The following is a 24374-nucleotide window of genomic DNA, read 5'->3' on the forward strand; positions in this document are numbered from 1 at the left end:
CCTCTTTTCATCAGTGATTGACTAATCAATCATTCGTATTTATACTATATCCTATAAAAGCAAAGATGTAAATAATATACACATTAGGAAACGTAAAAACTCTCTTTTTTAATCTATCAATTATGCCTCGGCATAATTGCGTCCGGAATCGACCGGAGGCTTTAGGACAACAAATGTTTTTTGTGTGAAAGCGTAGTGCTAACGCAGCGGCACAACACGATGTTGGTCACTCAGGTGTTTTCACAGGATGTAAAGGTCTTAGCCTGGGTTCCTCTTTTTCAGCGGGTGTTTGAACACCCGCTGAAAAGTAGCTTAAATCCGCATTCATCTCACCACCTGTAGAGGTGGGAGACTTCTGTACCTGTCGCTTCACTATCGTTACAAAAGACACCTGTACCTGCAGCTTTGCTTTCGGTACAAAGAACATTTGCTGAAAGAAGTTAATGACATCTGAAATGAACACAAGAACTATATTTCGTTGAGTATGATGCCAATTGAGTATATGTTTGTTACGATAAAAATCATAAAAATAACATTTTTATGATTTTTTTTATAAAACACCAATACTTTATAATCAAATTTCATAGCCACTGTTTACAAATATATACTAAATATGGAAATATAAATTAAATGGCAGAAAAGGGGAAAATGAAATAAACTTTGTGCTATTGTTAGAAAATTCAAATAAAGGAGGTAGCTTACTTGATAGAATCGCGATTAATTCAAGATCCAAATCAGCTAAAAGAATATTTTGAGTTGAGATACAAAATATTTGTTGAAGAACAAAATGCAGCTCCTAAAGAATTCTATCCAGATGGACAACTAAAAGATGATTTTGATGATGAAGGACTGCATATTGGTTGTTTTTTGAGAGATCGATTAGTAGGAACAATGTCATTAATTGTTAAAAAAAATGATTTACTTATGATTGAGCGTGTTCATAACTTAAAAAGTGACAGTAATTATAAGTACGCAGAGGCTATGCGTTTTATAATTGTTGATGATCATGAAACAAATAAATTTGGCATTAAAGGAAAAATATTATTCGAAATACTCAAAAAATTACGAGAAACTTTAGTTGAGTTAAAAATTACACATGTGTATCTTCAAAGTTCTGAAGAAGGAAAATCGATTTATGAAAGAATAGGATTTGAACAGATTGGCGATTTCAAAATGTATGAAGGTATTTCTAATGAATGTCCAATGCTTTTAGAAGTTAATAAAGCTAAATTTAATATTTATGAGGGGGCTAAATAATGAGTGTTTATAGTCAAGAAGTTGAAAAAATCAGAGAAATTATTGCAGAAATTTTAGAAGTGGAAGTTGATCAAGTAGAAATGGATACAGATTTGGTGGAAGAACTAGAGGCTGATTCAATGATGGCATTAGAAATTATGGCTACTATTGAAAAAGAATTAGATATAAAAATTCCAGAAAGTGAACTTCCAAATTTCGGAACATTAAATGAAATATTATCAGTATTAAATAGTTTAAAGGTTGCCAATCTATGATAAAAACTTTACCAATGTCTATAGAAGAAATCATGCAATTAATTCCACAGCGCTATCCAATGCTAATGTTAGATAAAGTTATCGAATTAAATGAAGAAAAAATTATTGCCATAAAAAATATTAGTGGAAATGACCCAATTTTTATTGGGCATTTCCCTAATTTTAAAATCTATCCTGGTGTCTTGTTAACAGAATCAATTGCACAAGCAAGTATCATTCTATTTAATCAATTTAAAAATAGTAATGATTCAGAAACTAATAAAACACCTGTCCTATATCATACAAATATAAAATTTAAAAAAGTTGTAGTTCCTGGTGATCAATTATTTATCCATGTAAACCTTCGTAAAAAGGTACTTGAATCAGCTATAGTCGATGGAACCATTTATGTAAATGATGAAATTGTAGCAAGCGGAAGTTTAACTTTTACAATAAAACAGATGTGAAAGGTGGAAAAAACTTGAAAAGAGTAGTAATCACTGGTCTAGGTGTAACTTCATCTATAGGTCAAAATATAAGTGACTTTTGGACAGCATGTAAAAATGGGGTATCAGGAATCACTGAAATAAAAAAAAATAATTTACAAGTTGCAGGTCCAAAATTTGGAGGACAAATTCATGATTTTGATCCTTCTAAGTATATTTTCATTAATAATGTTTCAGAAATTGGAAGAGGTTCACAATTATTAATTTCCAGTATGCGTCAAGCGTTAGAAAATTCAAAATTAAAAGAACAAGAATATGAATATGCAGACTTCTACATAGGTACAACTATGGGAGAAGTTACTGTTGAAATAAGCGATTTTAACATTTATCAAGGGAAATTAAGCTCTGATATATTATTAGAACAAAACCAATTAAAAAATATGCTTGTTTATGCTTCAAGAGAATTTAATTTAAAGGGGCAATCCTCTTTAATTACAAATGCTTGTGCTGCTGGGAATTATGCAAATATACAAGCATTTGAACAAATTAGAAGAAATAAAACAAAAGTGGCTATAGCAGCAGGAACAGATCCTTTTTCTACTGTTGCTTACTATGGATTTAATCGTTTAAAAGCTATATCACCAGATAAATGTCGACCTTTTGATAAAAACAGAAAAGGTATGTTAGTAGCAGAAGGCTCGGCATGTGTGATTTTAGAAGAATTAGAACATGCCTTAGCAAGGGGCGCAAAAATATATGCAGAAATTGTTGGTTATGGTGTTAGTTCTGATTCGTTTCATATAACATCGCCACATCCAGAATCATTAGGAATTATACGATCTACAAGAAATGCATTAAATTATGCAAAAATCACACCCGAAAAAATTGACTATATAAGCGCTCACGGAACTGGGACACCTGCGAATGATCGTGTGGAATCACATGCAATTAATAGTATTTTCGGAAACAAGAAGCCAACTAGTTCCATTAAATCTATGTTAGGGCATACAATGGGGGCTGCCAGTTCTATTGAAAGTGTAGTAAGTTGTTTAGCTATTGGAGAGAATATTGCTCCTCCTACTATAAATTTTGAAACACCGGATGAAGAATGTGAAATTGATTGTATTCCTAATATAGCAAGGGAATTTAATATGAATTATGTCATCAATAATTCATATGCTTTCGGAGGAACTAATGCAAGTGTAGTTTTCAAAAAATTCGAAAAGTAGAAGAGGTGAATGAATTGGATACTAAAATAGAAATCACTGGAATTGGATGTATATCACCATGGGGAGATATGCCAAAGACTTTTATTGAAAATATTAAAACTGGAACCGCACATTTAAATTTGTTAAAAGATTTTGAATTAAAAAAATATGTTAGCAAAAAAGGTCTTCGAACGCTTCCTAAATCGACCAAAATGGCTATTGCAGCGACTAAATTAGCGATTGAAGATTCAGGATATTCGTTAGATGAGAATTGGGACGAAGAAAGAATTGGCGTATTTGTAGGGAATTCAATGAGTTATTTAAATAATATTAATGATTTTCTTAAAAGTGTATATGTGGATGGTCCTGAATCTGTCAGTCCTCTTAAATTTCCGAATACAGTACTTAATAATATATCTGGATGGGTGTCGATTGTTTTTAATATTAAGGGAATTAATAGTACAGTGAACACCGGAAATACATCGGGAATTGATGCAATAATTCAAGCGAAAAGCTATATTGAAAACGGGATTATAGATAAAGCTATTGTAGTAGCTGTTGAAGATATTGAACAGGCTGTCTTGCATAATGAAGCTCCAAGTCTTGAAAATACAGATTATAAAATGACAGAAATGGCTGTTTCCATAGTCTTAGAAAAATCCTCAAAAAATAATAAATATGGAACGATAAAGGACACTTTGTCTTGGATTGAACATACCTACAAAGAAGGTATAATCAATCAAAAAGTTAGTCAAATCATTGAAAGTACAACTAGCATAAATAAAATAATATATGGTTCAGGCAACAAAAACGATTTAAATATTCAGAATTTTATAGAAAAAGAAAATTTAAGTATAAAAGTAGAAAATCCATTCACGTATGTTGGAACAACTTATGCGGTTTCAGGAATGATTAAATTATTAATTGGAATCTTTAGCCAAGGCCAATCACTTATAGTGGAAACAAATGAATATGGTAATAATTGCTGTTTATTAGTAGAGAACTAAGAGGAGGATTAGCATAATGGATAAAGTAGTTCTTATTACAGGCGGATCACAAGGAATAGGGGAAGCGATAGTAAAAAACTTCTCTTCTAGAGGCTGGATTGTATACTTCACATATAATAAAAGCAAAGTAAAGGCAATGAAAATCGAAGAAGAAAATAACAATGTTTATTCTTTTCAAGCAGATGTAAGTGACTATGAATTAGCAAAAAATATCATCAAGACCATATGTGAAAAACATGGAAAAATAGATTGTTTAATTAATAATGCTGGGATTACAAAGGATAAAACCATTAGTTTTATGGATCAAAAAAGTTGGAATTCAGTTATAGAAACAAATTTAAATGGAACATTTAACTATAGTAAATTTGCATTAAAAGAAATGTGTAAAAGAAAAAGTGGTGTAGTCATAAACATTTCATCTATTTCTGGTGTAATAGGAATTCCTGGTCAAACAAATTACTCTGCATCTAAAGCAGGAATTATTTCTCTTACTAGAACATTAGCTAAAGAAGTAGGGGCATATGGAGTAAGAGTGAATGTAATTAGCCCGGGATTTATTAATACTGAAATGACAGAAAACATAAATAAAGAAAAATTTTTGCCAAATATTACTTTAGGCCGTTTCGGAGAAACAAAAGATATAACAGGTGTTATCAGATTTCTTAGCTCAGATGAATCTTTATATATTACTGGTCAAAACCTAATAGTGGACGGAGGTTTATCTATATAATGGAAATAAAATTATATAGGAAATATAAAGATATTTATAAGGATGAAGCTGGATTTATTGAATCACACTTTTTAAATTCAAGTGAAATCTCTAAAAATTGGTTCTTATTTTTAGAAGAGACGCTGAATGATTATGAACCAATATATTTGGTTGGAAAAAAAAATGGTGAAATCTTATATTTTTCAACAGGTTATATTATTAGAAAATTAGATGTAGGAACTTTTATGTCGGGTTCTATGAAAAAAGCAATAGATTCGTTAAACAAAGTCCATTTAAATCCTTTAAAATTTAAAGTCGTTTTCATCACAAATCCGCTATCTTCATTTAAAGGAATACATGGAAAAAATGACTTATTCTTAGATGAATTCATTGTATCCTGTAGAAATGTAATTTACGACCAAATTAAATGTGATTCAGTGTTTGTAAGTAATGTTTATGACGAATTACTCAATCAAAAATTAAAGGAAAAAAACTTTGTCCGAATTCCATTTTACCCTAATACTGTATTGAACACAGAATATAATACATTCGATGACTATCTCCAAAGTTTAAAAAAGAAAAAAAGATGGGATGTAAGAAATAAACAAAAAATCCTACAAGAATATGGTGCTGAAATATATATATGTAATTGTGATGAAATCAAAGATTACTCAAAAATTTACCAACTATACAACAACACAGCGTTAAGAAATGATGCTGTTCCGAGCATAATCAATTATTCAGAAGAAAGTTTTAGTAATTGGATCAATATGAACGATTGCTATAGGTGGCTAATTATCGAATTTGAGGGAGAAATAATTGCTTTTGCTTTATTGGTAGAAGACAATGATCATCTAATTTTCAAACACGTAGGGATGGATTATAAACATTCTACTTCATGTTTTGCATATTTTAATCTATATTACGTTTCAATTGACTACGCCATAAATAATGGATTTAAAAAAATGTATTGTGGACCAACAACATATGATACAAAGAAAAGTATTGGTTGCCAATTAATTGATACAAATTCCTTCATTTCAATAAGAAATAAATTTATGGGTAAATTTGTCGTACGTGTGTTAACGAAAGTATTTAATTGAAAAAGGGTGAAATATTGAAAAAAATATTATATATCGTTTTCATATTTAATTTTCTGTTTAGCTTATTAACCTCTATACTACCGTTGTTAGTTTACGCTATATCTAATTCTGCAGCAACTTCGGGATATGTTTTAGGAACATTTATGGCTGCATTACTTATTGTTAGGTTTTTTTTACTGAAAGTTCATTTTAGTGAAGAATCATTATTGAAGGTAGGTTTAATACTATATTGTATGGGATTTGGACTATTAGTATTGGATGCAAATAGTCTATTTTTATATTATGTTGGCGCATCTTTTTTAGGCTTAGGGGTTGGGATTGTTTCTCCTGTGTTACTTACACTTATTGTTAATATAGGTGATAATAAAAAATTAAGTATTGGTCTTCATAATTCTTTTATGGGAATGGCGTCTGCTACCGCTCCATTTTTAGGATTATATTTATTTTATGGTATTGAAAATAAGATGTACCTATACCTATTTCTCTTTAGTGTAGCAATTACGACTGTACTAACAAGTTTCTTCATTAAAAAACAAGCAGTTCCAATTGAACTAGGTAGTAGATTAAAACATATAAATAAAAATGTATTTAGCTTAGATTATGTAATTAATTATATAGCTTTTCTATTAATTTCTCTCTGTTATGGGGCTGTTATTGCCTATCTGCCATTATTATTAGAAGGATTAAACTTGCGAATAGATATATTTTACTTATTTTTTTGGTTGGCATTTCTCTTATCTCAAGTGTATACGTTGACAATCACTTCTTATATTTCTGAAAAAATAGTAGTGCCGATTACTATATTATTAATAACAATTAGTACCTATTTAATAGGTGATACAAATAATTATGTATTATTAATAATAAATGCTGTTGTATTTGGTTCTTCTTATGGTGGACTAATGAATCTTTTTTACAACAGAATTGCAAAAGTAAAAGACAATATGGCTAAAACAGATGCTTTCTCTATTTTTGGTTTAATGTCCTATTTAGGAGTGTCTTTAGGTTCATTAATATTAAGTCCTATTGCAAGTGAATCTTTATCAAAGGTATTTTACTATGCATCGGCTTTTCCGATTTTCGCATTAATAATGAATATAGTTTTTTCATTATTTGCTAATAAGAGAGGTACTATAAATTATGAATTGGAAAAATGAAAAACGAACTATGAAACTGGCATAAATGTAGTTCGAAAATTTGATGCAACACTATAATACGTTGAAAAAATGGATTACAACTGACTAAAATAATTTTTTGGCAAAATCATCTAATACTGTTGATGATGATTTTGCCACTATTTTTTCAATAATAAAATCTTCTTGGGAATGCTAATTTAATAGATTTCGCCTCTATATTAATGCAACTATATCCAATAAATGTTCTTAATAAATTTAACTGAACAAAGGAGTAAAATATGAATAATAGTGATAATCAGTACGATATAATAGTTATTGGTTCTGGATTAGCTGGATTAACATCTGCCGCATTATTAACTCAATCAGGGTATAAGGTACTTGTTCTAGAACAACACTATTTTGTAGGTGGTTTAGCTCATACTTTTAAGAGGTCTAATTATATCTTTGATAGCGCTATTCATGTAATAGGCGGAGGGGAAGAAGGGGGAGAAATTTATAATTTATATAATAAATTAGGTTTGTTAGATCAAATTAAATTTACCCGAATTGATCCAATGATTACAGTAAAAATAGAAGATGAATTATTCTCAATTCCTGGAGAATTAGATAAATTCAAAAGTCTACTACAAACATTATTTCCAGTAGAACAAGCATCTATTAGAAACGTGATAGACGAAATAAAATATATAGGTAGTTTAAAAGGAAATTATAATACAGACGTGCTTAAAAGAATAATAGAATTAGAAAAAACATCATTTAAGGAATATTTAGATGAGCATTTTACACACCCTCATATCAAATTACTTCTAAGTTCATTAGTTTTATTTGCAGGAGTTTCTATTGACGAACTGTCAACTTTTAAAATGATAAATATAATGGCTAGTTACAACGGAGGAGCTTTCTATCCTAAAGGTAATTCACAACAATTAAGTAATGTATTGAAAAAATATATACTAGAGAGTGGATGTAAAGTCATAGTTAATAGAAAAGTTGAAAAAATATTGTTTAATGGTTCGGACGTAGAGGGTGTTGTTGATCATAGAGGAAATCATTATAAAGCTAAAACAATTATTTCAAATGCAGACATAAAAAATACTTTCACTCAAATGATGGATGAAAAACTGTTACCACAATCCTTTAAAAAACAATTGCGAAATCTAAAAAATTCCTATTCTGCAGTTGTATTGTACGGTGTGATAAAAAATAAGGATTGGAATCAAACGGATTTTTCTCATGAAACTGTTTATATATCCGAAAAAAACATAGAAAACTCTAGGGATTTTTGCTTTGATCCACTTAATAATGATAACGTTCCAGTGATTTCATTTTGCTGCCCATCAGTATCAGAGACAAGCTTAGCACCCAAAGGTTATTCTATAATAAATGTTATGTCTCTCTGTGATTCACATTACTTAGAAAAAATAAGAGATGAAAAAGGTAAAGAATTTATTGTAGATAAATATTTAAATATGTTGGAAAAGAAAATACCAGGTATTAAAGAAAGACTCCATTTTTATGAGTTTGCCACACCAAGAACTATTCATCGATTTACGCTTAATGATGGTGGTTCTATATATGGATGGATGAAAAACACTATTCGAATCGGAACAGACATGTTTGGACCAGAAACGCCAATTAAGGGATTGTATTTAACTGGTCACTGGTCTCAAAGCGCCCATGGTGTCTATGGTGTGATGCGTTCAGGTAGATTGACGGCTGAAAAAATTATGGAAATGTCGAATCAAGCTCTTTCTAATAGCCATTAAAGATTTATACTTACATTTCCGTACAGAAGTCTTTGTGACTAAATCTTTAAATAGTTGTACACGAACAAGATTGTTCAGACATTAATTGGCACGAAGACGTCCTTATTCAGAGGATAGCTTTGTGCTTTTTATTTATTCAGTTTTGGTGGCAAACAACTTGCAGAAACGGAGGAAAGAACAATGACAACACAACAAAATGATTTTTCAAAATGGTACATTGAGACAATCCAAAAGGCAGACTTAATGGATTATACACCGGTTCGTGGCTGTATCGCATTTAAACAAGACGACTATGAGGGGAATAAACTTTGGCGTTACTACGTATCTGGGACAATCAGTGGCATGGCATTAAACTCTGACGAGACAACATTGCTTGTCGGTACATACAATGGAATGCTACATATAATTGATTTGACTAGTACAGAGCCAAGTCCGTATGAGATTAGCACAAGTTCAATACGTGAATCGTACCGCTAGATCTTCTGGGATACTCAACAACCGCTGTACTGGTAGTTTTTATAGGCAAATTCGACGAAACTATAAGGTTCATTTTATCAACATCATATGTATTTGAAATGACGGATACTTATAATAGTTTGCGTTTGGTCTAAATTTCAGGTGTTAGTAAATGTAATTTATAAATGGCTAGAGGTGTCACGATGGAAACATCTAAATAGATTCCTTTAATTAACATCAAAGATGAAAAAAAGATTTGGGTAGGATTGTACAATGTAGATCTAAATGTTGAAGATAGCAAAGGTGATTACTACCAATACTTAATATCATCTATTTATGACAATGAAACTCACTTACAGCTAACGGTTCATTTTGGAGCTTTATAGATCAGAAAGGAACGTACGTTTGTTATCTGGTTTGAAGTATATTATAATTTTTTTAATATCTATTGAAGTGAAAGTATGTTTTACCCAATGGCAACACAACAATAGATTCTGATAAATATAGAGAAAAATTTGCAAAACGTTATTATCTGCCTTTTATGAAAGAATTGATAGACTTATCAGGATGTTCTTTAAAGGAAGCAAAAGAGTTGATTGATTTAGTGATTCATTAACCAAACATCACAAGAATACAAGATACTTGTTTAGCTGAATTACAAGATGATTGAGAGGGAGTGGGATTATGCCAAAAAAATTATTGAATATGTTAGAAAAATGGTATGAGGAAAGTCAACATGACAAAATTGTAGAAGCGATTGAACAATTGTCTAAGTCAGAGCGAGATTACGAAATAGTAGGTCATTATGGTCGTGCGCTTAATAATTTAGGGCGTTATCATGAAGCGTTGTCCCAGTTATGCACAGTTAAAAAACAGGGGCAACAAGATGCAGATTGGCATTGGCGTGTTGGCTATGCTTATTTCTATATCCAGGAATGGCAAGAAGCACTGGCTGCATTTGAAAAAGCGAAGGAATTACAGTTTGATACTAGAACTGAAGAGTATATAGTAGCATGTCGGAATATTATGAAAAAGTCAGCGGAAGCGCTAGATGATATCAAGCTTGTACCTTTTCATGAGCGTGATTTCAGTCAATTTTGGGAAAAAAGCGATTATGCGTATAAAAATTATGTAGAAGTGTCCCCCACTACTGAAATGATTGCTTCTATAGAAGAGGAACTTGGCTATAAATTGCCAGCAGATTATATTTGGTTTATGCAACAACAGAACGGCGGTATGCCAGTTAACACTTGTTTTCCAACGGCTATGCCGACTTCATGGGCAGAAAATCATGTGGCGATTACAGGAATTATGGGCATTGGTCGCGAAAAGGCTAATAGCTTGTGTGGCAGTTTGGGAAGCAGTTTTATGTTGGAAGAATGGGGCTACCCAAATATTGGCGTTGTCATAGCCGATTGCCCGTCGGCAGGTCATGATGTCATTATGCTTGATTATCGTGCATGTGGTGCAGATGGTGAACCTGCTGTTGTACATGTAGACCAAGAGGCTGATTACTATATTACTTTCCTTGCGCCGAACTTTGAGACTTTTATTGTCGGATTGGTGAATGAGGAAGTGTTCGATACATCAGAACAAGATAAACTTGACGATTTGGATATGGTGAAACATGTACCGTTCTCTCCTTTGTTACAGTCGTTATGTGAGAAAACTGGAGAGGGAAATCGGATGGAAGCAGTTATTCGAGGTATTTGTACGCAAATTGTAGAGGACAAAGGCTATTTTGCTTTACATGCAGACGAACTATCCATGCTGATGTATGATATCCAGTTTTGGTTGTACACTGGTGCTAATTCGAAGGTGACGCAAGCGCAATATTTAGCGGATTACAAGAATATCATTGCACTTGCACAAGGTTTCAGTACAGGAGGATATGCCCCAGACTTTGTTTCAAGTTGGTTAAATGAACGCATAGAGCAGGGGGAAATTGTAAGTCAAGAGGGGATATTAAGTTTTACAATGGATAAGTTAGCTAGTCTACATGCTCAAATGGTGAATGAAGAACTAAAACCGTTTAGATGGTTAGAACATGATAGTGGAAATATTTCGTTCCTATTAGAAGTAGGCATTTATAAACAGGAGTTGTTTGAAACACGGGCAGACGAAGGATTTCAAGGTAACGGCTACGATTGGTGCTCGCTTGCGGATGTGTATTTGCAAGAGAAGTTGCCAGAGCTAGAAGGCATTGTGCGTTTTGACCCAGAAGCAGATATGTTCTGTGCGTATGCCAGCGAAAAGGACGCATTGTTGCGATTCGCTGTTGGATTTAAACAAGCTTGTGAAAATGATCAAAAGATACATGATTTATTTTCTAGGGCGATATTGGATTAATAGAGGGGAAAAGAACTGGTTTTACTTGGAGATTATTGAGGGATAGTAGAGTTGAAGGAGGAGTTTTAGATGAAAGAAATCAATTATTTAAGGGGTATGTATCAAGATAGTTATTATCCTAAATTTTTAGTAGATAAAATTAAAGGTATATTGGAGCAAATTGTCTGCTATTTAGAGCAAGGTCCCCATTCATTAGAAGATATACAAGTAAAATTTGATGAAATTACACGTGCGATAAATGATTTAGAAGACGAATTCTTAGAACATGACAGTGAAATTGAAACTGTTGCACGAGATAGTATTGCATTAACTGTTATTGATATATTGGATGTATACAACGTGAAGCTTGATATTGAAGACGCATTAAGAGAACGTGAATGGTAGTGAGTTATGTTTAAATAACTGTTACGATGCTACCAAATACTCTATATTATAAAGGCTTTTTAAGAGGGGTTTTTTACTAATTAGAAACTCAAGATAAAGGGGAATGGCCTATGCAAGTTATTCGACCAACGTCACGCTGGCGCAATGCTAAAAGAGAAGAAGAGGAAGAATTTACTGCTGGATTGATTGAGAAAGATGACTGTATTTACGCGGAATTGTTTCCAGATAGTTTTATTCATCAGACGGAAATGGTGCTAGAGCAGTATGCAGCATCCATTGCGAAACTGCCAAATCAGCCAGATAGCTATCCTGCAATTATGAAATCTATTGAAACGGCGGTACTTGCCCTAAATGAGATTAATGAGGTAGGTGGAGGCGGATTAATTGAAACTGAAGAACGAGAGGAGCTTTGCGACTATTTTGACCAAGTGCTGATTCATTGTGGATTTGATATTGATGACCTTACTAAAAGTCAGAATCTTGGACGTTATGAGTTAACAGATGATTGGCGTGAGTGGTAATTAGAGGGAGGTGTTCGTTTCGCTTGAATTGACGAGTGCGGTATGGCGAAATCTGACAGGACCATATGGCTCTGGAGAAAATGTGCCAGCGTTATTACAGCGATTGAAGCAAGCATACGACCAAGAAACAGTTGACGCGCTTTTTGAAGACTATTTGTTTCATCAAAATACCATTTATACAGTTACCTATGCGGCTGTTCCTTATTTGATGCAGATAGCTTGTTCAACGAACTATCCCGAAGTGCAACATCATTAATAGTTTTAAATTAAACAAAAAGGAGTAGCATTCGCTACTCCTTTTCTCTTTATTCTACTTAGTCAGATTCCTCAATTTTCAACGCTCGTTCGTTATACTTCCCAAATTTTTCTCGCAACGTGCTTTCATATTATGCCAACAAGTAAACGAAAAAAGAGTTGATTAATCTCTAACCACAATACTTACATTCACTTAAACCCTCTTAGACTCCCTCTTTTATATTTCCGCATCTATTACTATTCTTTTAATTTGATTTTTTCCTCTGCAATATCATCTGGTATAGATATTCTTTTCAGTGGTAAGGTACCTGCAAGTTGATACATTTTTTCTTCATTCCCAGACCACCATCTTGTTTTAATCGCACCAGGAGATAAACAATTTACTCTAATATTAGGTGCTAATGCGATAGCGAATGATCTAGTCATTGTGTGAATGGCTGATTTTGTTGCTGCATAGGGGATAGATGAGCCTATTTAAGTCATTCCCGCTACGCTACCCATATTTACAATCACACCTGAATGTTGCTTCTTCATATAAGGAACAACTGCTTTTACACAATGAGACATTCCTTTCATATTTACGCTGATAAAGGAATCCTATACGGTGGGGGGAATTGCGTCTTTTTTATTATAAAATAATTGTTCATCCAAAAATAAAGTTCACAAATTGATCCACATAAACTCCTGTATATCTCTAGATAAACTCCGCAGTATCTCCATATAAACTACAGGTCACCCATATATAGTATAGCTATCAAGGAGGTAATAAAAATGAATTTTATCAAACGAGCATTTTTAAGTGTTAAAGCAAGGAAGGGAAAATCGCTAATATTATTCACTGTATTTCTAGTAGTTTCCAATTTAGTATTAGCGGGTTTCGCTATTCAAAATGTCTCACAAAAGGCGAATGATCACGCTAGACAAACATTAGGTGTAGACGTAAGTCTTAGAATCGATGAAGAGAAGCTTATGGAAAATGTGGCGAAACAGCGAGAAGAGAATCCGAATGGAAAAATAAAGCATCCGGAACTTTTGGTAGAAGAAGCAGACCAATTAGCTAAATCACCTTATGTAATAGACTACAACTATCTTAAAAGTGAAATGCTTGTAGCAGATGATTTTGCACCTATTAATAGTGAAAAAGATGATGAAGGAGTAGTTGGAACAGTAGGTGGTAGTAACTCTGGAAATATGAAAATGCCTAATACATTTATCCAAGGTGTAAGAAGTTCTGATTTAATGCAAGATTTTACAGATGGAACGAATGAAATTATTGACGGTCGTCCAGTTACATCAGAGGATGCGAATAAGAAAGTAGCTCTGATTGAAAAACGGTTAGCTGAACAAAACGAGCTTCAAGTTGGTGATAAGTTAAAGATTAAATCAACTGATGAAACATCGGATGTTGAGTTAGAAATAATAGGGATATACAAAAACTCTGGAATAACTGACTTTGAGGAAAATTTACCAGCTATGATGCACCCATCTAACAAAGTATACACTACTTATGATTCGACGAAAGAAATGGATGAAGAAAATGATAAAAAGGATGTATCTATTAACGAAGCAATTTACTACTTAAATGATCCAGAAAATATTGAGGATTTTAAAGCAGACGCAAAGAAAACAAATATTGATTTCGATCTATTTAAGTTAGATGCGCATGATGCTTTATATCAAAAAATGGTAGGCCCTATCGAGAATATTGCCGCTACTTCCAAAATGATTGTCTATTTAGTATCCATTGCAGGATCCATTATATTAGGTCTTATTATTATGTTGACCATAAAAGAGCGACGTAAGGAATTAGGTATTCTATTGGCTATCGGTGAAAAAAAGAGGAAATTAATAGGACAATTGTTAGTAGAAGTATTATGTATAGCTGTTCTAGCATTTGGCATTTCTATCATTACAGGTAAATCAGTGTCTCAAAAAATGGGAGACAGTTTATTACAGCAAGAAGTTATTGCTGCTGAAGATCAACAACAAGAATCAAATACTTTAGGATTCTCGTTTGGAAGTATGAATAAACAAGATAAGGATGTGGAACCTATCGACAATATTGATGTAAGTATATCATCACAAGATGTGCTGAATTTAGGTGGCCTAGGGCTATTAATTGCGATTTTATCAACGCTTATACCAGCATTATCAATTCTTCGCTTAAATCCAAAAGAAATTCTATTAAAAGATGAGTAGGAGGAGTCATATGGACATCATATTACAATTTAAAAATTTAAATTACTATTATCAAAGTAATAATGGGAAGAATACTTTATTAGAGAATGTCAACTTTACCTTTGAAACAGGGTGTTTCTATAGTATTTTAGGTCCTTCAGGTTCAGGAAAAACTACGGCACTTAGTCTGGCAAGTGGATTAGACAATCCTAAAGAAGGACATGTGCTCTACAAAGGAAAAGATATACGGAAAATTGGTTTAGATAAATATAGAAATAAATATGTTTCGATAATTTTTCAATCTTATAATCTTATTACGTATATGACGGCTCTTCAAAATGTCGTCACGGCAATGGAAATTACAGGAGTTAAAATAAATGATAAAAAGAGAAGAGCTCTTGAGTTATTAGAAATGGTTGGCTTGTCGGAAATCGAAGCAAAAAGAAAAGTTTTACAGCTAAGTGGCGGTCAACAACAGCGTGTAGCCATAGCTCGTGCATTATCTTGTGAAGTAGATTTATTAATTGCGGATGAACCGACTGGTAATCTAGATGAGAAAACTTCAGATGAAATTGTCGAATTGTTCAAAGAACTTGCTCATAAAGAAAATAAATGTATCATCGTTGTTACGCATTCTCAGGAAGTCGCTAAGCAGTCTGATAGGGTAGTTTATCTTGAACAACGAAATTTGGTTTGTAAAAATTTGAAGAAGAAACGGGAATAAAATTTTATCGAAACTCTTTTATAAAAATGTAAAATTGGAGTGAAAAAGATGTGGACGAAAATAGCAGCATCCATTGGCTTAGTATCTATCGGAATAGCAATTGGTTTATTTGCGAATTTGATTAATTTAGGTGGAAACCTGGATCAAAGTGAAACCAATATGGACCAAGATAATAATACGTATTCAGAAGAAAAGATTCCCGACCAGCGGCAGCGGGAATCTCCAAATCCAAGAGGAGAAATGACGCCAGAGCAGTGGGAGGAATTCACATCAAATCCAGGTGAACGGACACCAGAACAGTGGGATCCTTACTCATCTAATTCAGAAGAAGATATGATACAAGGTTCTACATCTCCTAATTGAAATTCTTTCATGCATTAAATAAATTTTATGATACTATAGCTCGACAGATTTACAACCAGGCGTAAATAATCGGTTATGAATAGCATATGTTCCCCCTAGGATAAACAGGCGAAAATTAAAACATGTTTATCTTAGGGGGAACTTTGTATCTTTATCAATATTTTATGTAAAAATCTATCAGTAGACATTTGTAAAATCGAAAATATAACAAATAAAGCTTTAAACGGGGTACCGTCAGGAAAATGCGGATTTACAACGTTAAGGAATTTTCAATACTAAAAAGCCCAACTTCACCGTTAATTAATAGAGAAATTGGGCTTTTTCATTACTCCATAAGCATTTTTAAGTTATATTCAAAAACCATGCTTTGACATTGTCTAAAGCATGGTAATTATTTAAACTAATATAAATCTGCTAAGTTGCTTTTTTTAGCTCATCTATTTATTGAATCCATTAACTGGAAGAAGTATTCAGGTTTATGAGTCTTATTTAGGTTATACCATGAATGTAATGCATCTGGTGTAAATACATCTATTTTTTTCAGTACCTCCATTGCAAATTCCAGAGGAGCTATTCCTGATGCAGTAACTAAATTCGCATCAGATACCGCAGATCCCAACTCATAGAACTTTTCTCCTTTATAGTTAGGACATACCATTTTAGTATATTCTAAGTTATTACTTGTATGCTTTCTAGTATCTAAGTATCCCATATTCGCGAGGGCATCAGTTGCACCACAAATTGCAGCAACAATAGTGCCAATCTTTAAAGCTTGGCCAATTCTTTCCAAGATAGGTTGATGAATTTCTTCACTCCAAGTAGTCCCTCCTGGTAAAATTAAAAGATCTTTACTCTCAAGAGTACATTCATCAAGGGAAATATCTGGTTTTATGCTCAGTCCTCCCATAGTAGTAATCATTTCTTTATTAGCTCCTACTGTAATTACTTTTAAAGGTGCTAAATCTTTTTTGAAATATCTTCCTGAGTTTAGTTCAGCAATTAAATATCCATATTCCCAGTCCGACATTGTATTAAATACATATAGAAAAACTTTTTTTGTTTGCATCCAATAACACTCCAATCACAATTGATATAGCAATTATAATATAACTTCCCTGACAGTTAACGTCAGGGAAGTTATCATACTTGATGAAATTTTATTAATTCCGACAGAACTTCAATAAGTCTTTTCTTAAGACTTATTGGCTCAATAACTTTAATAGATTTATTGTACGGTAAAAGTAAATAAGGTACATATGTATGTATCATATCTTTTTCAAGAAGAAAAACTGCTTGATTTGAAGTCCGTTCTTGTAAATAATGTCCTAAAAACCAATGTTGGCAAATATCAGCCAATACACTTTTATCCCCATTAATAACCAAAGAAATAATCCCTTCCTTATCTTCTATAGTTGGAAGAAGATTTTTTATAAAAAAGTCACGTGCTGAAAAATTTTCTGGTCGGTTAAACTTATTTTCGGTTAGCATTAGACTTTCAATTCGATCTACTCTAAAACTACGGATATCATTCCTAAGATGACAAAATCCAATCACATACCACTTATTATTCCAATAGATAATTCTGTACGGATCGACCAATCTATAATTTAATTGCTTTTCGCCACTTTTATGGTAAAGAATTTTTACTGAGTACCCGTCAGCTACGGCCTGCTCCAACTCCTTCAAAAAAGGTTCCATAGAGGGTGAACTTAATCGACTTATTACTTCAAGACTAGTTAAATGTTGGTTTATTTTTGTTTCCTGCTCTTGATTTGAATATTTACTTAGCTTTGAAATAGCCCTATTTAGTGCTTCACCACCATAATATCCAGCTTCTTCTGCAAAAACAGCAGCATGATAAAGTGAAGTTTGCTCCTCAAAATCAAAAAATAGAGGAGCCTCAATAAAATTGTTCAATAAAGTGTATCCACCGTTATGTCCTGGTTCTGAAATTATAGGTACGCCACTTGTTGAAATTGTATCAATATAACGATACACAGTCCTTATATTCATCTCTAACTTTTCTGAAATTTGTTTTGCAGTAATTTTTTCACCTGAACGAAGCATCCATAGAATTGCTAACATATTGTCAATTTTAGGCATATAATTCCACCTCTATATGAATTTTATTTTCTATTATATATTTCCGATTTTTGGTATAACTCATCAACTGTTCCTTTCCGATAGCTTTCTATATAATGAGGCCCTAGACACATTTGTAATTTCACAAATTTGATTTACAGTCATATCTCCCTCTTTATAAAGCTTTACTGCATAATTCATTCCTGCATGATTTTTATGGTACTTCTTTAACCGACCTTTAAACTTTCCTTCTTTCTTAGCCAGTTCAATCCCTTCACGCTGCCGCATACGGATAAGATCACGTTCTAATTGGTTTACACCCGCCATAACCGTAATTAAGAATTGGCTGTAGGGATTATCTTCTGATAAATCTAGCCATGTATCTTTTAAGGATTTTAAATTTGCCTTTTTACTCCGTATGTTATCGATTAATTCAAATAAATCTTGTGTACTACGAGTAATCCGAGTTAAGTCCGTAACATAAATGATGTCACCTTCTTGTATATCCTCTAACATTTTTTGAAGTTGCTCACGATCTTTTGTTGCTCCGGAAACTTTTTCTTCAAAAATAATATCCATTCCGATTTCGTTCAGTTGCTGAAATTGCCTTGAAGGATTCTGGCTAGTTGAACTGACACGTATATAACCGATTTTTCGCAAAATATCACCTCATTTTTGAGACAAGTCTTATGAGACGCTCTTAACTATGATTTTATCAGTCTCCTACACTTGTATCAATAGAGTACATTCTGGCTGTTTTAACAGAACTAAGGGAACATGTTCGTGCTGGTGATGTATCCATTGTGGGCAGTAGACAATATAGAGATTTTGAGGAATATTTGTTTTCGGAAGATACATGGAATCAAACGAAAGAGAATACGAGGTTATCAGTGAGTTTATCATACGAAGACTATTTGTCAGAGAGAACCAGCAGCCTTAACGAAAGACTAAAGTGGTTGTCTGCCAATTTTAATAAATTAGATGGGGTTTCTCTTAAAAAAGGAAAACTGTCAATTTCACGCTTAGAAAAGAATGCTCCAGAAGAAGCAAAGAAATTTAGTGCAAGTCTTTATCAAATGCTACCAAGAATAAAATTAACTGATTTACTTATGGATGTTGCATATATAACAGGATTTCATGAGCAATTTACTCATGCTTCCAATAATCGAAAACCAGATAAAGAAGAAACAATTATTATCATGGCTGCAATTTTAGGAATGGGAATGAATATTGGATTGAGTAAGATGGGACCAGGACTTACATATAAGCAACTAGCCAATGTGTCTCAATGGCGCATGTATGAAGACGCAATGAATAAAGCCCAAGCCTTATTAGTAAATTTTCATCACAAATTACAATTGTCTTCCTATTGGGGAGACGGTACAACTTCTTCGTCAGACGGAATGAGAATGCAGCTAGGTGTTTCATCACTACATGCAGATGCAAACCCACATTACGGAACTGGAAAAGGAGCCACCATCTATCGATTTACGAGTGATCAATTCTCTTCTTACTACACAAAAATTATTCATACTAATTCAAGGGATGCAATTCATGTTTTGGATGGTTTATTACACCATGAGACAGATCTAAATATTGAGGAACATTATACAGGCACAGCTGGTTACACAGACCAAATTTTCGGATTAACTCATTTATTAGGATTTAAATTTGCTCCAAGGATAAGAGATCTATCGGACTCAAAATTATTTACAATAGATAAAGCAAGTGAGTATCCAAAACTAAAAGCTATTTTACGTGGACAAATAAATACAAAGGTCATTGAAGAAAATTATGAAGATGTTTTGCGGTTTGCCCATTCAATAAGAGAAGGAACAGTCTCAGCATCCCTTATTATGGAGAAATTAGGTTCTTATTCAAGACAAAACAGCTTAGCTGGCAAGAGCTATTTTCTTTGGAAAACAAGGAGAGCATAGGGGAACGAACCATACAGCATCAATTGCAAAGAGCCAGTGCTTTAAACATAATGAAATGCCATCAGTATTTGGAATACCTTACATCTAACAAAAGCAGTTGAATATCAAAAAGGTCAGATAGTTTTAATGAAGAATTATTGCACCATATGTCGCCTCTAGGTTGGGAACATATTAATTTACTTGGAGAATACAATTTTAATCCAGAAAAAATAATCTCGTTAGATTCTTTAAGACCATTGAAATTTTCTTAACGTTGTTAAAAATGGGCTTAGCGTTGTAAATCCGCATTTTCCTGACGGTACCCCTAAACGACAAAATAAGAATCCATCTTTTTCTAAATGGATTCTTATTATTATCATATTAAAAAATACTTTTAAGATATTTTAATCATGATCATATTAACAAGTAAAGAAGATCTCCTCTGCTCCTAAAGCTTTAAGCGATACGTATGTCAAACACGAACACATTAATAACATAAATACGACCAAAAATAACCATGGACGTAGATTGATTTTATTCATAAAAACTTCTCCTTAATTGAATACGTTGAAAGATAACTGCTGAATAGAAAGATAAATATTGATTCTGAACACTCCATTTGAAGTGCATATATAAAGGAGATTAAAATCAATTTTCTTCCTAACAATTAATGTACATGACCAATCTGGTATCTGTGTGGAGATGTTGAGGAGTTTATGTAGAGAAGTTGAAGCCAAAAGCTTTCTTTTCAGTCGATTGCGCGCTCAATGCGGTTATCAAAACAACGTCGCAAAGACCCCCATCTTCGCAAATGAGATTATCGAGTAATGATATATATTTTGTTAACTATTTAAGGAAATGATAAAAGTTAGCGTCAGCAGCATTTATCGATTCCATGTCAGTATGAATATTTGTTTTATGAATAAGAGGATAGTAGAGGTTTTAAAGGGAACATGAGGTATCTTCACATAAACTACAGATTGAAAGGTTATAATGTGCTTCGAGGGGGATATATCGATGAACTATCATGTTCTTGTAGTAGAAGACGATTTAGAAATTCAAGAATTAGTTAAACAGTTTTTGATGACACAACATTATACAATAGAGGTTGCTTCAGATGGGTTAGAGGGAATGAAACGTTTTAATACACAATCCTTTGATTTAATTCTTCTTGATGTAATGATGCCAAACCTTAATGGATTTGAAGTTGCCAAAATGATCCGTAGTCAGTCAAACATACCCATTATTATGTTGACGGCTTTAGAAGAAGAACAAGATCAAATGAAAGGCTTTGATATAGGGATTGATGATTATATAACAAAACCCTTTTCATTTCATGTGTTGATCAGACGAGTACAAGCGGTTCTAAGAAGAAGTTGTTATAAAAATAGAGATAATCATTTAAATTTTAATGAACTGAATGTCGATTGCGACGGATATAAAGCTTATGTTAATGAAGCTGAAATACCGTTAACAACTAAAGAATTCGAAATTTTACAACTACTACTTCATAATGAAAAGAAAGTGCTTACTAGAGAAATAATTGTAGAAAAAATTTGGGGATATGATTATACAGGAGAAACACGGATGATTGATACACATATAAAAAATCTAAGAAAAAAATTAAATATACCCTATATTAAAACAGTAAAGGGTATTGGATACAAAATCGATGAATAGGATTGTCAACATCATGAAGATGAAACGAATAACCTATAAGCTCTTTATGATCACATCTCTCATATTGTTATCTTTTGCAGTCTTGATTTATTTAACTTTATACTTCTTCCTTCCAACATTTTATGAACAATATAAAACCAATCAACTCCAATCTGGAATAGAGGAAATAATTGGTGAATCTAAAAATTTAGCATTAAAAAATGCGATACCACTTTTGGATGAGTACACCAAAGAAAACAATGCCATCATTTACTTACAAACCAAAGAAGGAACTATTATATATTCGCCTTCTTTTTTTATTCAGGGGAATACGCAACCACCAATACTTACTGCAAAAACAGCACCAATACAGAATGCAGAAAACCTTAATAATGCATTTAATGTTACTTTGCCCATTCAATTCCTCGATGAAAATAATTTAATGGTTACTGTATTCGCGACATTTCAACCTATTGATGAAGCGTCGCAGGTCTTAGTACGTTTTCTACCTTTTATAAGTATCATTGTAATGGTTATTGGATTGGGAAGTGCCTATTTATATTCAAGGTTCATTACAAAACCTCTCATCTATATTAATGAGGGTGCGCAAAAGATGGCAAACTTGGATTTTTCCGAAAACATCGTAGTTCGTTCAAATGATGAATTAGAGGAACTATCCAATAGCTTGAATGAGATGTCGAATAACTTGCAACAAACTATGCTCGATTTACAAAAAGCAAATGAGCAATTAAAAGATGATATTGAAAGAGAGAGAAAAATCGAAACAAAACGCCGAGAATTTTTCGCAACAGTTGCACATGAATTAAAAACTCCGCTTACTGTTATGAAAGGATATTTAGAAGGGATGATTTATAATATCGGCCCTTATCAAAATCGTGACCTCTACTTAGAAAAAAACCACAAAATTATCGAAGGAATGGAACAATTAGTTCGAGAGATTTTGAGCATGTCTAAACTAGAACAAGATACCTTAAAACTACAATTGGAAGAGGTCAACCTTTTAGAATTATTAGATTCAATAACGAAAGATCTCGGTTTTTTTGCTTCTCAAAAAGACATTCGAATTATAAAACAAATTTCTCCTAACATGAATGTACGCACAGATCGTGATTTATTAGAAAAAGCTTTCAAAAACATCATTCATAATGCAATTACGTATTCACCACACGGAGAAACGGTACTTATAGAGGTGACTGAGCTTCCAAAAGAAAATCAGATTCAAATACAAGTGATGAATACAGGAGTCATAATTAAAGAAGAGGAAATACAACAATTATTTGAGCCATTTTATAGAATCGAAAAATCGAGAAATAGAAATACTGGTGGCAGCGGACTAGGTCTTTATATTGTAAAACAAATATTTGAATCTCTTTCTATTACCTATTTAATGAATAATACCCAAAATGGTGTTCAATTTTTAGCTACTATTCCTAAAGGGAGATGGTAGTTAGCAATTTAAAAAAATTCTATTCCACATAAAAATATCAGTCAAAAGAGTGTCAAATTGTAAAGGTTGACACTCTTTTTTTATTGTTGTGGAATGTTTTCTATATAATTGATAAATAAAAGAATAAAAAGAATGCCATTGTCTCAAAATAAAAATTGACTGGACACTAAATGGTGTCATATAATTAAGACACCATTTAGTGTCCAATTCATAAGGGAGAGGGGATTTTGAGCGAGAAAAATCTAGAGCGTGATGTTTATGCTGCGATTGCTGACCCAACAAGACGTCAATTAATACGTTTACTAGCAGACGTAGAAGAATTACCTCTTCACGAATTAACGTCTCAATTTCAAATGGGTCGCACAGCAGTTTCTAAGCATTTGGCTATCCTTAAAAATGCTGATCTCGTAATTGCTCGAAGGGTTGGTAGAGAAACGAGGTATCGGTTGAATGCCGGTCCGTTGAAGGAAATTCAAGATTGGGTATCGTATTACGAAGGATTCTGGAAAGAAAGAATGGCTATATTAAATCTTTTATTGGAGGAAGAAAAATGAAAGCAGATGTATCTTTAGATTATCAATTTACAAGTTCAATTGAGAAAGTTTGGAACGCATTAACGGATTCAGACACTCTTGCAAAATGGATATGGAAAAATGACTTTAAACCAATCGTAGGACATAAATTCCAATTCCGAGCTGAGCCAAATGAATGGTGGGATGGAGTTGTCAATTGCGAGGTACTTATAGTGGAAGAACCTCATACAATATCTTACACTTGGGCAAGTGCCGGAGAAACTACTACTGTGACATGGACGTTGACAGAAGGCTCAGATGGAACTACACATTTACATCTTGATCAAAGCGGATTCAGTGAAGCAACGAAAGCTCGCCAAGGAGCAATAGAAGGCGCTAAATACGCTTGGATTAACAATGGTAATCAGCTCGAAAAAGTGTTAGCTGAGCTGTAAAAATGATTTCTTCATTTTCTAAGTTACCTACTTTTCAATATTAACTTTTTTAGCAGGTAACAAAGAATTCATATTAATCGTTGGACGCTTTTCGGAACACGAAAAGCGTCCTTTTTTTAACTTCTTTCAGCAAAGGCTGAAAGAAGTTAAAGCCTCCGGCGGATGTCACGGAATCGGAAAGGAGTAC

Annotated in this window: 25 protein-coding genes and 2 pseudogenes; 22 read left to right on the top strand and 5 right to left on the bottom strand. The window is 32.9% G+C overall.

What is annotated here, in order from left to right; all coding sequences use genetic code 11:
- Positions 1–226: 226 nt before the first annotated feature.
- A complete protein-coding gene (locus ACFXN8_RS14745) occupies positions 227–463 on the bottom strand; it encodes a hypothetical protein (RefSeq protein ID WP_386846079.1) in 237 nt (78 codons plus the stop codon).
- Positions 464–702: 239 nt separating this feature from the next.
- On the opposite strand from ACFXN8_RS14745, the gene ACFXN8_RS14750 reads away from it, so the two are divergent.
- The 14 genes from ACFXN8_RS14750 to ACFXN8_RS14815 all read left to right on the top strand — a co-directional run bounded on the left by ACFXN8_RS14750 (position 703) and on the right by ACFXN8_RS14815 (position 12831).
- The gene (locus ACFXN8_RS14750; RefSeq protein WP_386846081.1) at positions 703–1257 is read left to right on the top strand and encodes an N-acyl amino acid synthase FeeM domain-containing protein; all 555 of its coding nucleotides are present in this window, start codon (positions 703–705) and stop codon (positions 1255–1257) included.
- On the top strand, positions 1257–1511 hold the full coding sequence (locus ACFXN8_RS14755; protein ID WP_386846083.1) for an acyl carrier protein: 255 nt from the start codon (positions 1257–1259) through the stop codon (positions 1509–1511). Before ACFXN8_RS14750 ends, ACFXN8_RS14755 begins: the two co-directional genes overlap by 1 nt.
- Complete coding sequence (gene fabZ / locus ACFXN8_RS14760; protein ID WP_386846085.1) at positions 1508–1957, top strand: 3-hydroxyacyl-ACP dehydratase FabZ; 450 nt, start codon at positions 1508–1510, stop codon at positions 1955–1957. Before ACFXN8_RS14755 ends, fabZ begins: the two co-directional genes overlap by 4 nt.
- Positions 1958–1971: 14 nt before the next feature.
- The gene (locus tag ACFXN8_RS14765) at positions 1972–3165 is read left to right on the top strand and encodes a beta-ketoacyl-[acyl-carrier-protein] synthase family protein (RefSeq protein ID WP_386846087.1); all 1194 of its coding nucleotides are present in this window, start codon (positions 1972–1974) and stop codon (positions 3163–3165) included.
- Between the two features lie 14 nt (positions 3166–3179).
- On the top strand, positions 3180–4151 hold the full coding sequence (locus tag ACFXN8_RS14770) for a beta-ketoacyl synthase N-terminal-like domain-containing protein (protein ID WP_386846089.1): 972 nt from the start codon (positions 3180–3182) through the stop codon (positions 4149–4151).
- A 16-nt stretch (positions 4152–4167) separates the two neighbouring features.
- A complete protein-coding gene (fabG, locus tag ACFXN8_RS14775) occupies positions 4168–4881 on the top strand; it encodes a 3-oxoacyl-ACP reductase FabG (protein WP_386846091.1) in 714 nt (237 codons plus the stop codon).
- The gene (locus ACFXN8_RS14780) at positions 4881–5963 is read left to right on the top strand and encodes a peptidogalycan biosysnthesis protein (protein WP_386846093.1); all 1083 of its coding nucleotides are present in this window, start codon (positions 4881–4883) and stop codon (positions 5961–5963) included. Before fabG ends, ACFXN8_RS14780 begins: the two co-directional genes overlap by 1 nt.
- A gap of 14 nt (positions 5964–5977) precedes the next feature.
- Positions 5978–7120, top strand: a complete 1143-nt coding sequence (locus ACFXN8_RS14785; protein ID WP_386846095.1) for an MFS transporter — start codon at positions 5978–5980, stop codon at positions 7118–7120.
- 257 nt (positions 7121–7377) lie between these two features.
- On the top strand, positions 7378–8865 hold the full coding sequence (locus tag ACFXN8_RS14790; RefSeq protein WP_386846097.1) for a phytoene desaturase family protein: 1488 nt from the start codon (positions 7378–7380) through the stop codon (positions 8863–8865).
- Between the two features lie 180 nt (positions 8866–9045).
- Positions 9046–9342 carry a PQQ-binding-like beta-propeller repeat protein gene (locus ACFXN8_RS14795; protein ID WP_386846124.1) on the top strand — a complete coding sequence of 99 codons (297 nt, stop codon included), beginning with the start codon at positions 9046–9048 and terminating at the stop codon, positions 9340–9342.
- Positions 9343–10005: 663 nt separating this feature from the next.
- Entirely contained in the window at positions 10006–11670 is a 1665-nt protein-coding gene (locus ACFXN8_RS14800; protein ID WP_386846099.1) for an Imm51 family immunity protein, read from the top strand.
- A 69-nt stretch (positions 11671–11739) separates the two neighbouring features.
- Entirely contained in the window at positions 11740–12054 is a 315-nt protein-coding gene (locus tag ACFXN8_RS14805) for a DUF5713 family protein (protein ID WP_386846101.1), read from the top strand.
- A gap of 110 nt (positions 12055–12164) precedes the next feature.
- Entirely contained in the window at positions 12165–12575 is a 411-nt protein-coding gene (locus ACFXN8_RS14810) for a hypothetical protein (RefSeq protein ID WP_386846103.1), read from the top strand.
- A gap of 10 nt (positions 12576–12585) precedes the next feature.
- Entirely contained in the window at positions 12586–12831 is a 246-nt protein-coding gene (locus ACFXN8_RS14815) for a hypothetical protein (RefSeq protein WP_386846105.1), read from the top strand.
- Positions 12832–13091: 260 nt separating this feature from the next.
- Here the strand turns inward: ACFXN8_RS14815 and ACFXN8_RS14820 are convergent.
- Positions 13092–13427, bottom strand: a pseudogene (locus tag ACFXN8_RS14820) (SDR family NAD(P)-dependent oxidoreductase); the annotation flags it as partial.
- A 174-nt stretch (positions 13428–13601) separates the two neighbouring features.
- Here ACFXN8_RS14820 and ACFXN8_RS14825 point away from each other — a divergent pair.
- From ACFXN8_RS14825 to ACFXN8_RS14835, 3 genes are read left to right on the top strand one after another with little or no spacing between them, the layout of a single operon-like run.
- A complete protein-coding gene (locus ACFXN8_RS14825; protein ID WP_386846107.1) occupies positions 13602–15029 on the top strand; it encodes an ABC transporter permease in 1428 nt (475 codons plus the stop codon).
- Positions 15030–15039: 10 nt separating this feature from the next.
- On the top strand, positions 15040–15732 hold the full coding sequence (locus tag ACFXN8_RS14830; RefSeq protein WP_376070123.1) for an ABC transporter ATP-binding protein: 693 nt from the start codon (positions 15040–15042) through the stop codon (positions 15730–15732).
- A gap of 48 nt (positions 15733–15780) precedes the next feature.
- Positions 15781–16095 carry a hypothetical protein gene (locus ACFXN8_RS14835; protein WP_386846110.1) on the top strand — a complete coding sequence of 105 codons (315 nt, stop codon included), beginning with the start codon at positions 15781–15783 and terminating at the stop codon, positions 16093–16095.
- Between the two features lie 433 nt (positions 16096–16528).
- Here ACFXN8_RS14835 and ACFXN8_RS14840 read toward each other — a convergent pair whose 3' ends face one another.
- The 3 genes from ACFXN8_RS14840 to ACFXN8_RS14850 all read right to left on the bottom strand — a co-directional run bounded on the left by ACFXN8_RS14840 (position 16529) and on the right by ACFXN8_RS14850 (position 18837).
- The gene (locus ACFXN8_RS14840) at positions 16529–17161 is read right to left on the bottom strand and encodes a type 1 glutamine amidotransferase family protein (protein WP_376070129.1); all 633 of its coding nucleotides are present in this window, start codon (positions 17159–17161) and stop codon (positions 16529–16531) included.
- Between the two features lie 74 nt (positions 17162–17235).
- On the bottom strand, positions 17236–18198 hold the full coding sequence (locus tag ACFXN8_RS14845; RefSeq protein WP_376070131.1) for a helix-turn-helix transcriptional regulator: 963 nt from the start codon (positions 18196–18198) through the stop codon (positions 17236–17238).
- 63 nt (positions 18199–18261) lie between these two features.
- A complete protein-coding gene (locus ACFXN8_RS14850) occupies positions 18262–18837 on the bottom strand; it encodes a recombinase family protein (protein WP_033728358.1) in 576 nt (191 codons plus the stop codon).
- 83 nt (positions 18838–18920) lie between these two features.
- On the opposite strand from ACFXN8_RS14850, the pseudogene ACFXN8_RS14855 reads away from it, so the two are divergent.
- The 5 genes and pseudogenes from ACFXN8_RS14855 to ACFXN8_RS14875 form a co-directional block, all read left to right on the top strand.
- Positions 18921–20365, top strand: a pseudogene (locus ACFXN8_RS14855) (Tn3 family transposase); the annotation flags it as partial.
- A 721-nt stretch (positions 20366–21086) separates the two neighbouring features.
- Positions 21087–21773 (top strand): response regulator transcription factor, encoded by a 687-nt coding sequence (locus ACFXN8_RS14860; protein ID WP_386846113.1) that lies wholly within the window; start codon positions 21087–21089, stop codon positions 21771–21773.
- Positions 21766–23220, top strand: coding sequence for a sensor histidine kinase (locus ACFXN8_RS14865; protein WP_386846115.1), 1455 nt, complete (start codon positions 21766–21768; stop codon positions 23218–23220). The genes ACFXN8_RS14860 and ACFXN8_RS14865 overlap by 8 nt, the downstream gene beginning before the upstream one ends.
- 227 nt (positions 23221–23447) lie before the next feature.
- On the top strand, positions 23448–23774 hold the full coding sequence (locus tag ACFXN8_RS14870) for an ArsR/SmtB family transcription factor (RefSeq protein ID WP_376070137.1): 327 nt from the start codon (positions 23448–23450) through the stop codon (positions 23772–23774).
- Positions 23771–24187: an SRPBCC family protein gene (locus ACFXN8_RS14875; protein ID WP_386846118.1), complete on the top strand. Its 417-nt coding sequence runs from the start codon at positions 23771–23773 to the stop codon at positions 24185–24187. The genes ACFXN8_RS14870 and ACFXN8_RS14875 overlap by 4 nt, the downstream gene beginning before the upstream one ends.
- Positions 24188–24374 lie beyond the last annotated feature (187 nt).

Source organism: Lysinibacillus sp. NPDC059133 (assembly GCF_042755925.1).
Lineage (GTDB): Bacteria > Bacillota > Bacilli > Bacillales_A > Planococcaceae > Lysinibacillus.

Excerpts from the sequence above, each read along its gene's own strand:
- ACFXN8_RS14825 (WP_386846107.1), top strand. The coding sequence starts at position 13,602 with ATGAATTTTATCAAACGAGCATTTTTAAGTGTTAAAGCAAGGAAGGGA.
- ACFXN8_RS14835 (WP_386846110.1), top strand. The coding sequence starts at position 15,781 with ATGTGGACGAAAATAGCAGCATCCATTGGCTTAGTATCTATCGGAATA.
- fabG (WP_386846091.1), top strand. The coding sequence starts at position 4,168 with ATGGATAAAGTAGTTCTTATTACAGGCGGATCACAAGGAATAGGGGAA.
- ACFXN8_RS14860 (WP_386846113.1), top strand. The coding sequence starts at position 21,087 with ATGTGCTTCGAGGGGGATATATCGATGAACTATCATGTTCTTGTAGTA.
- ACFXN8_RS14800 (WP_386846099.1), top strand. The coding sequence starts at position 10,006 with ATGCCAAAAAAATTATTGAATATGTTAGAAAAATGGTATGAGGAAAGT.
- ACFXN8_RS14755 (WP_386846083.1), top strand. The coding sequence starts at position 1,257 with ATGAGTGTTTATAGTCAAGAAGTTGAAAAAATCAGAGAAATTATTGCA.
- ACFXN8_RS14780 (WP_386846093.1), top strand. The coding sequence starts at position 4,881 with ATGGAAATAAAATTATATAGGAAATATAAAGATATTTATAAGGATGAA.
- ACFXN8_RS14830 (WP_376070123.1), top strand. The coding sequence starts at position 15,040 with ATGGACATCATATTACAATTTAAAAATTTAAATTACTATTATCAAAGT.
- ACFXN8_RS14805 (WP_386846101.1), top strand. The coding sequence starts at position 11,740 with ATGAAAGAAATCAATTATTTAAGGGGTATGTATCAAGATAGTTATTAT.
- ACFXN8_RS14865 (WP_386846115.1), top strand. The coding sequence starts at position 21,766 with ATGAATAGGATTGTCAACATCATGAAGATGAAACGAATAACCTATAAG.
- ACFXN8_RS14810 (WP_386846103.1), top strand. The coding sequence starts at position 12,165 with ATGCAAGTTATTCGACCAACGTCACGCTGGCGCAATGCTAAAAGAGAA.
- ACFXN8_RS14845 (WP_376070131.1), bottom strand. The coding sequence starts at position 18,198 with ATGCCTAAAATTGACAATATGTTAGCAATTCTATGGATGCTTCGTTCA.
- ACFXN8_RS14790 (WP_386846097.1), top strand. The coding sequence starts at position 7,378 with ATGAATAATAGTGATAATCAGTACGATATAATAGTTATTGGTTCTGGA.
- fabZ (WP_386846085.1), top strand. The coding sequence starts at position 1,508 with ATGATAAAAACTTTACCAATGTCTATAGAAGAAATCATGCAATTAATT.
- ACFXN8_RS14840 (WP_376070129.1), bottom strand. The coding sequence starts at position 17,161 with ATGCAAACAAAAAAAGTTTTTCTATATGTATTTAATACAATGTCGGAC.
- ACFXN8_RS14875 (WP_386846118.1), top strand. The coding sequence starts at position 23,771 with ATGAAAGCAGATGTATCTTTAGATTATCAATTTACAAGTTCAATTGAG.
- ACFXN8_RS14795 (WP_386846124.1), top strand. The coding sequence starts at position 9,046 with ATGACAACACAACAAAATGATTTTTCAAAATGGTACATTGAGACAATC.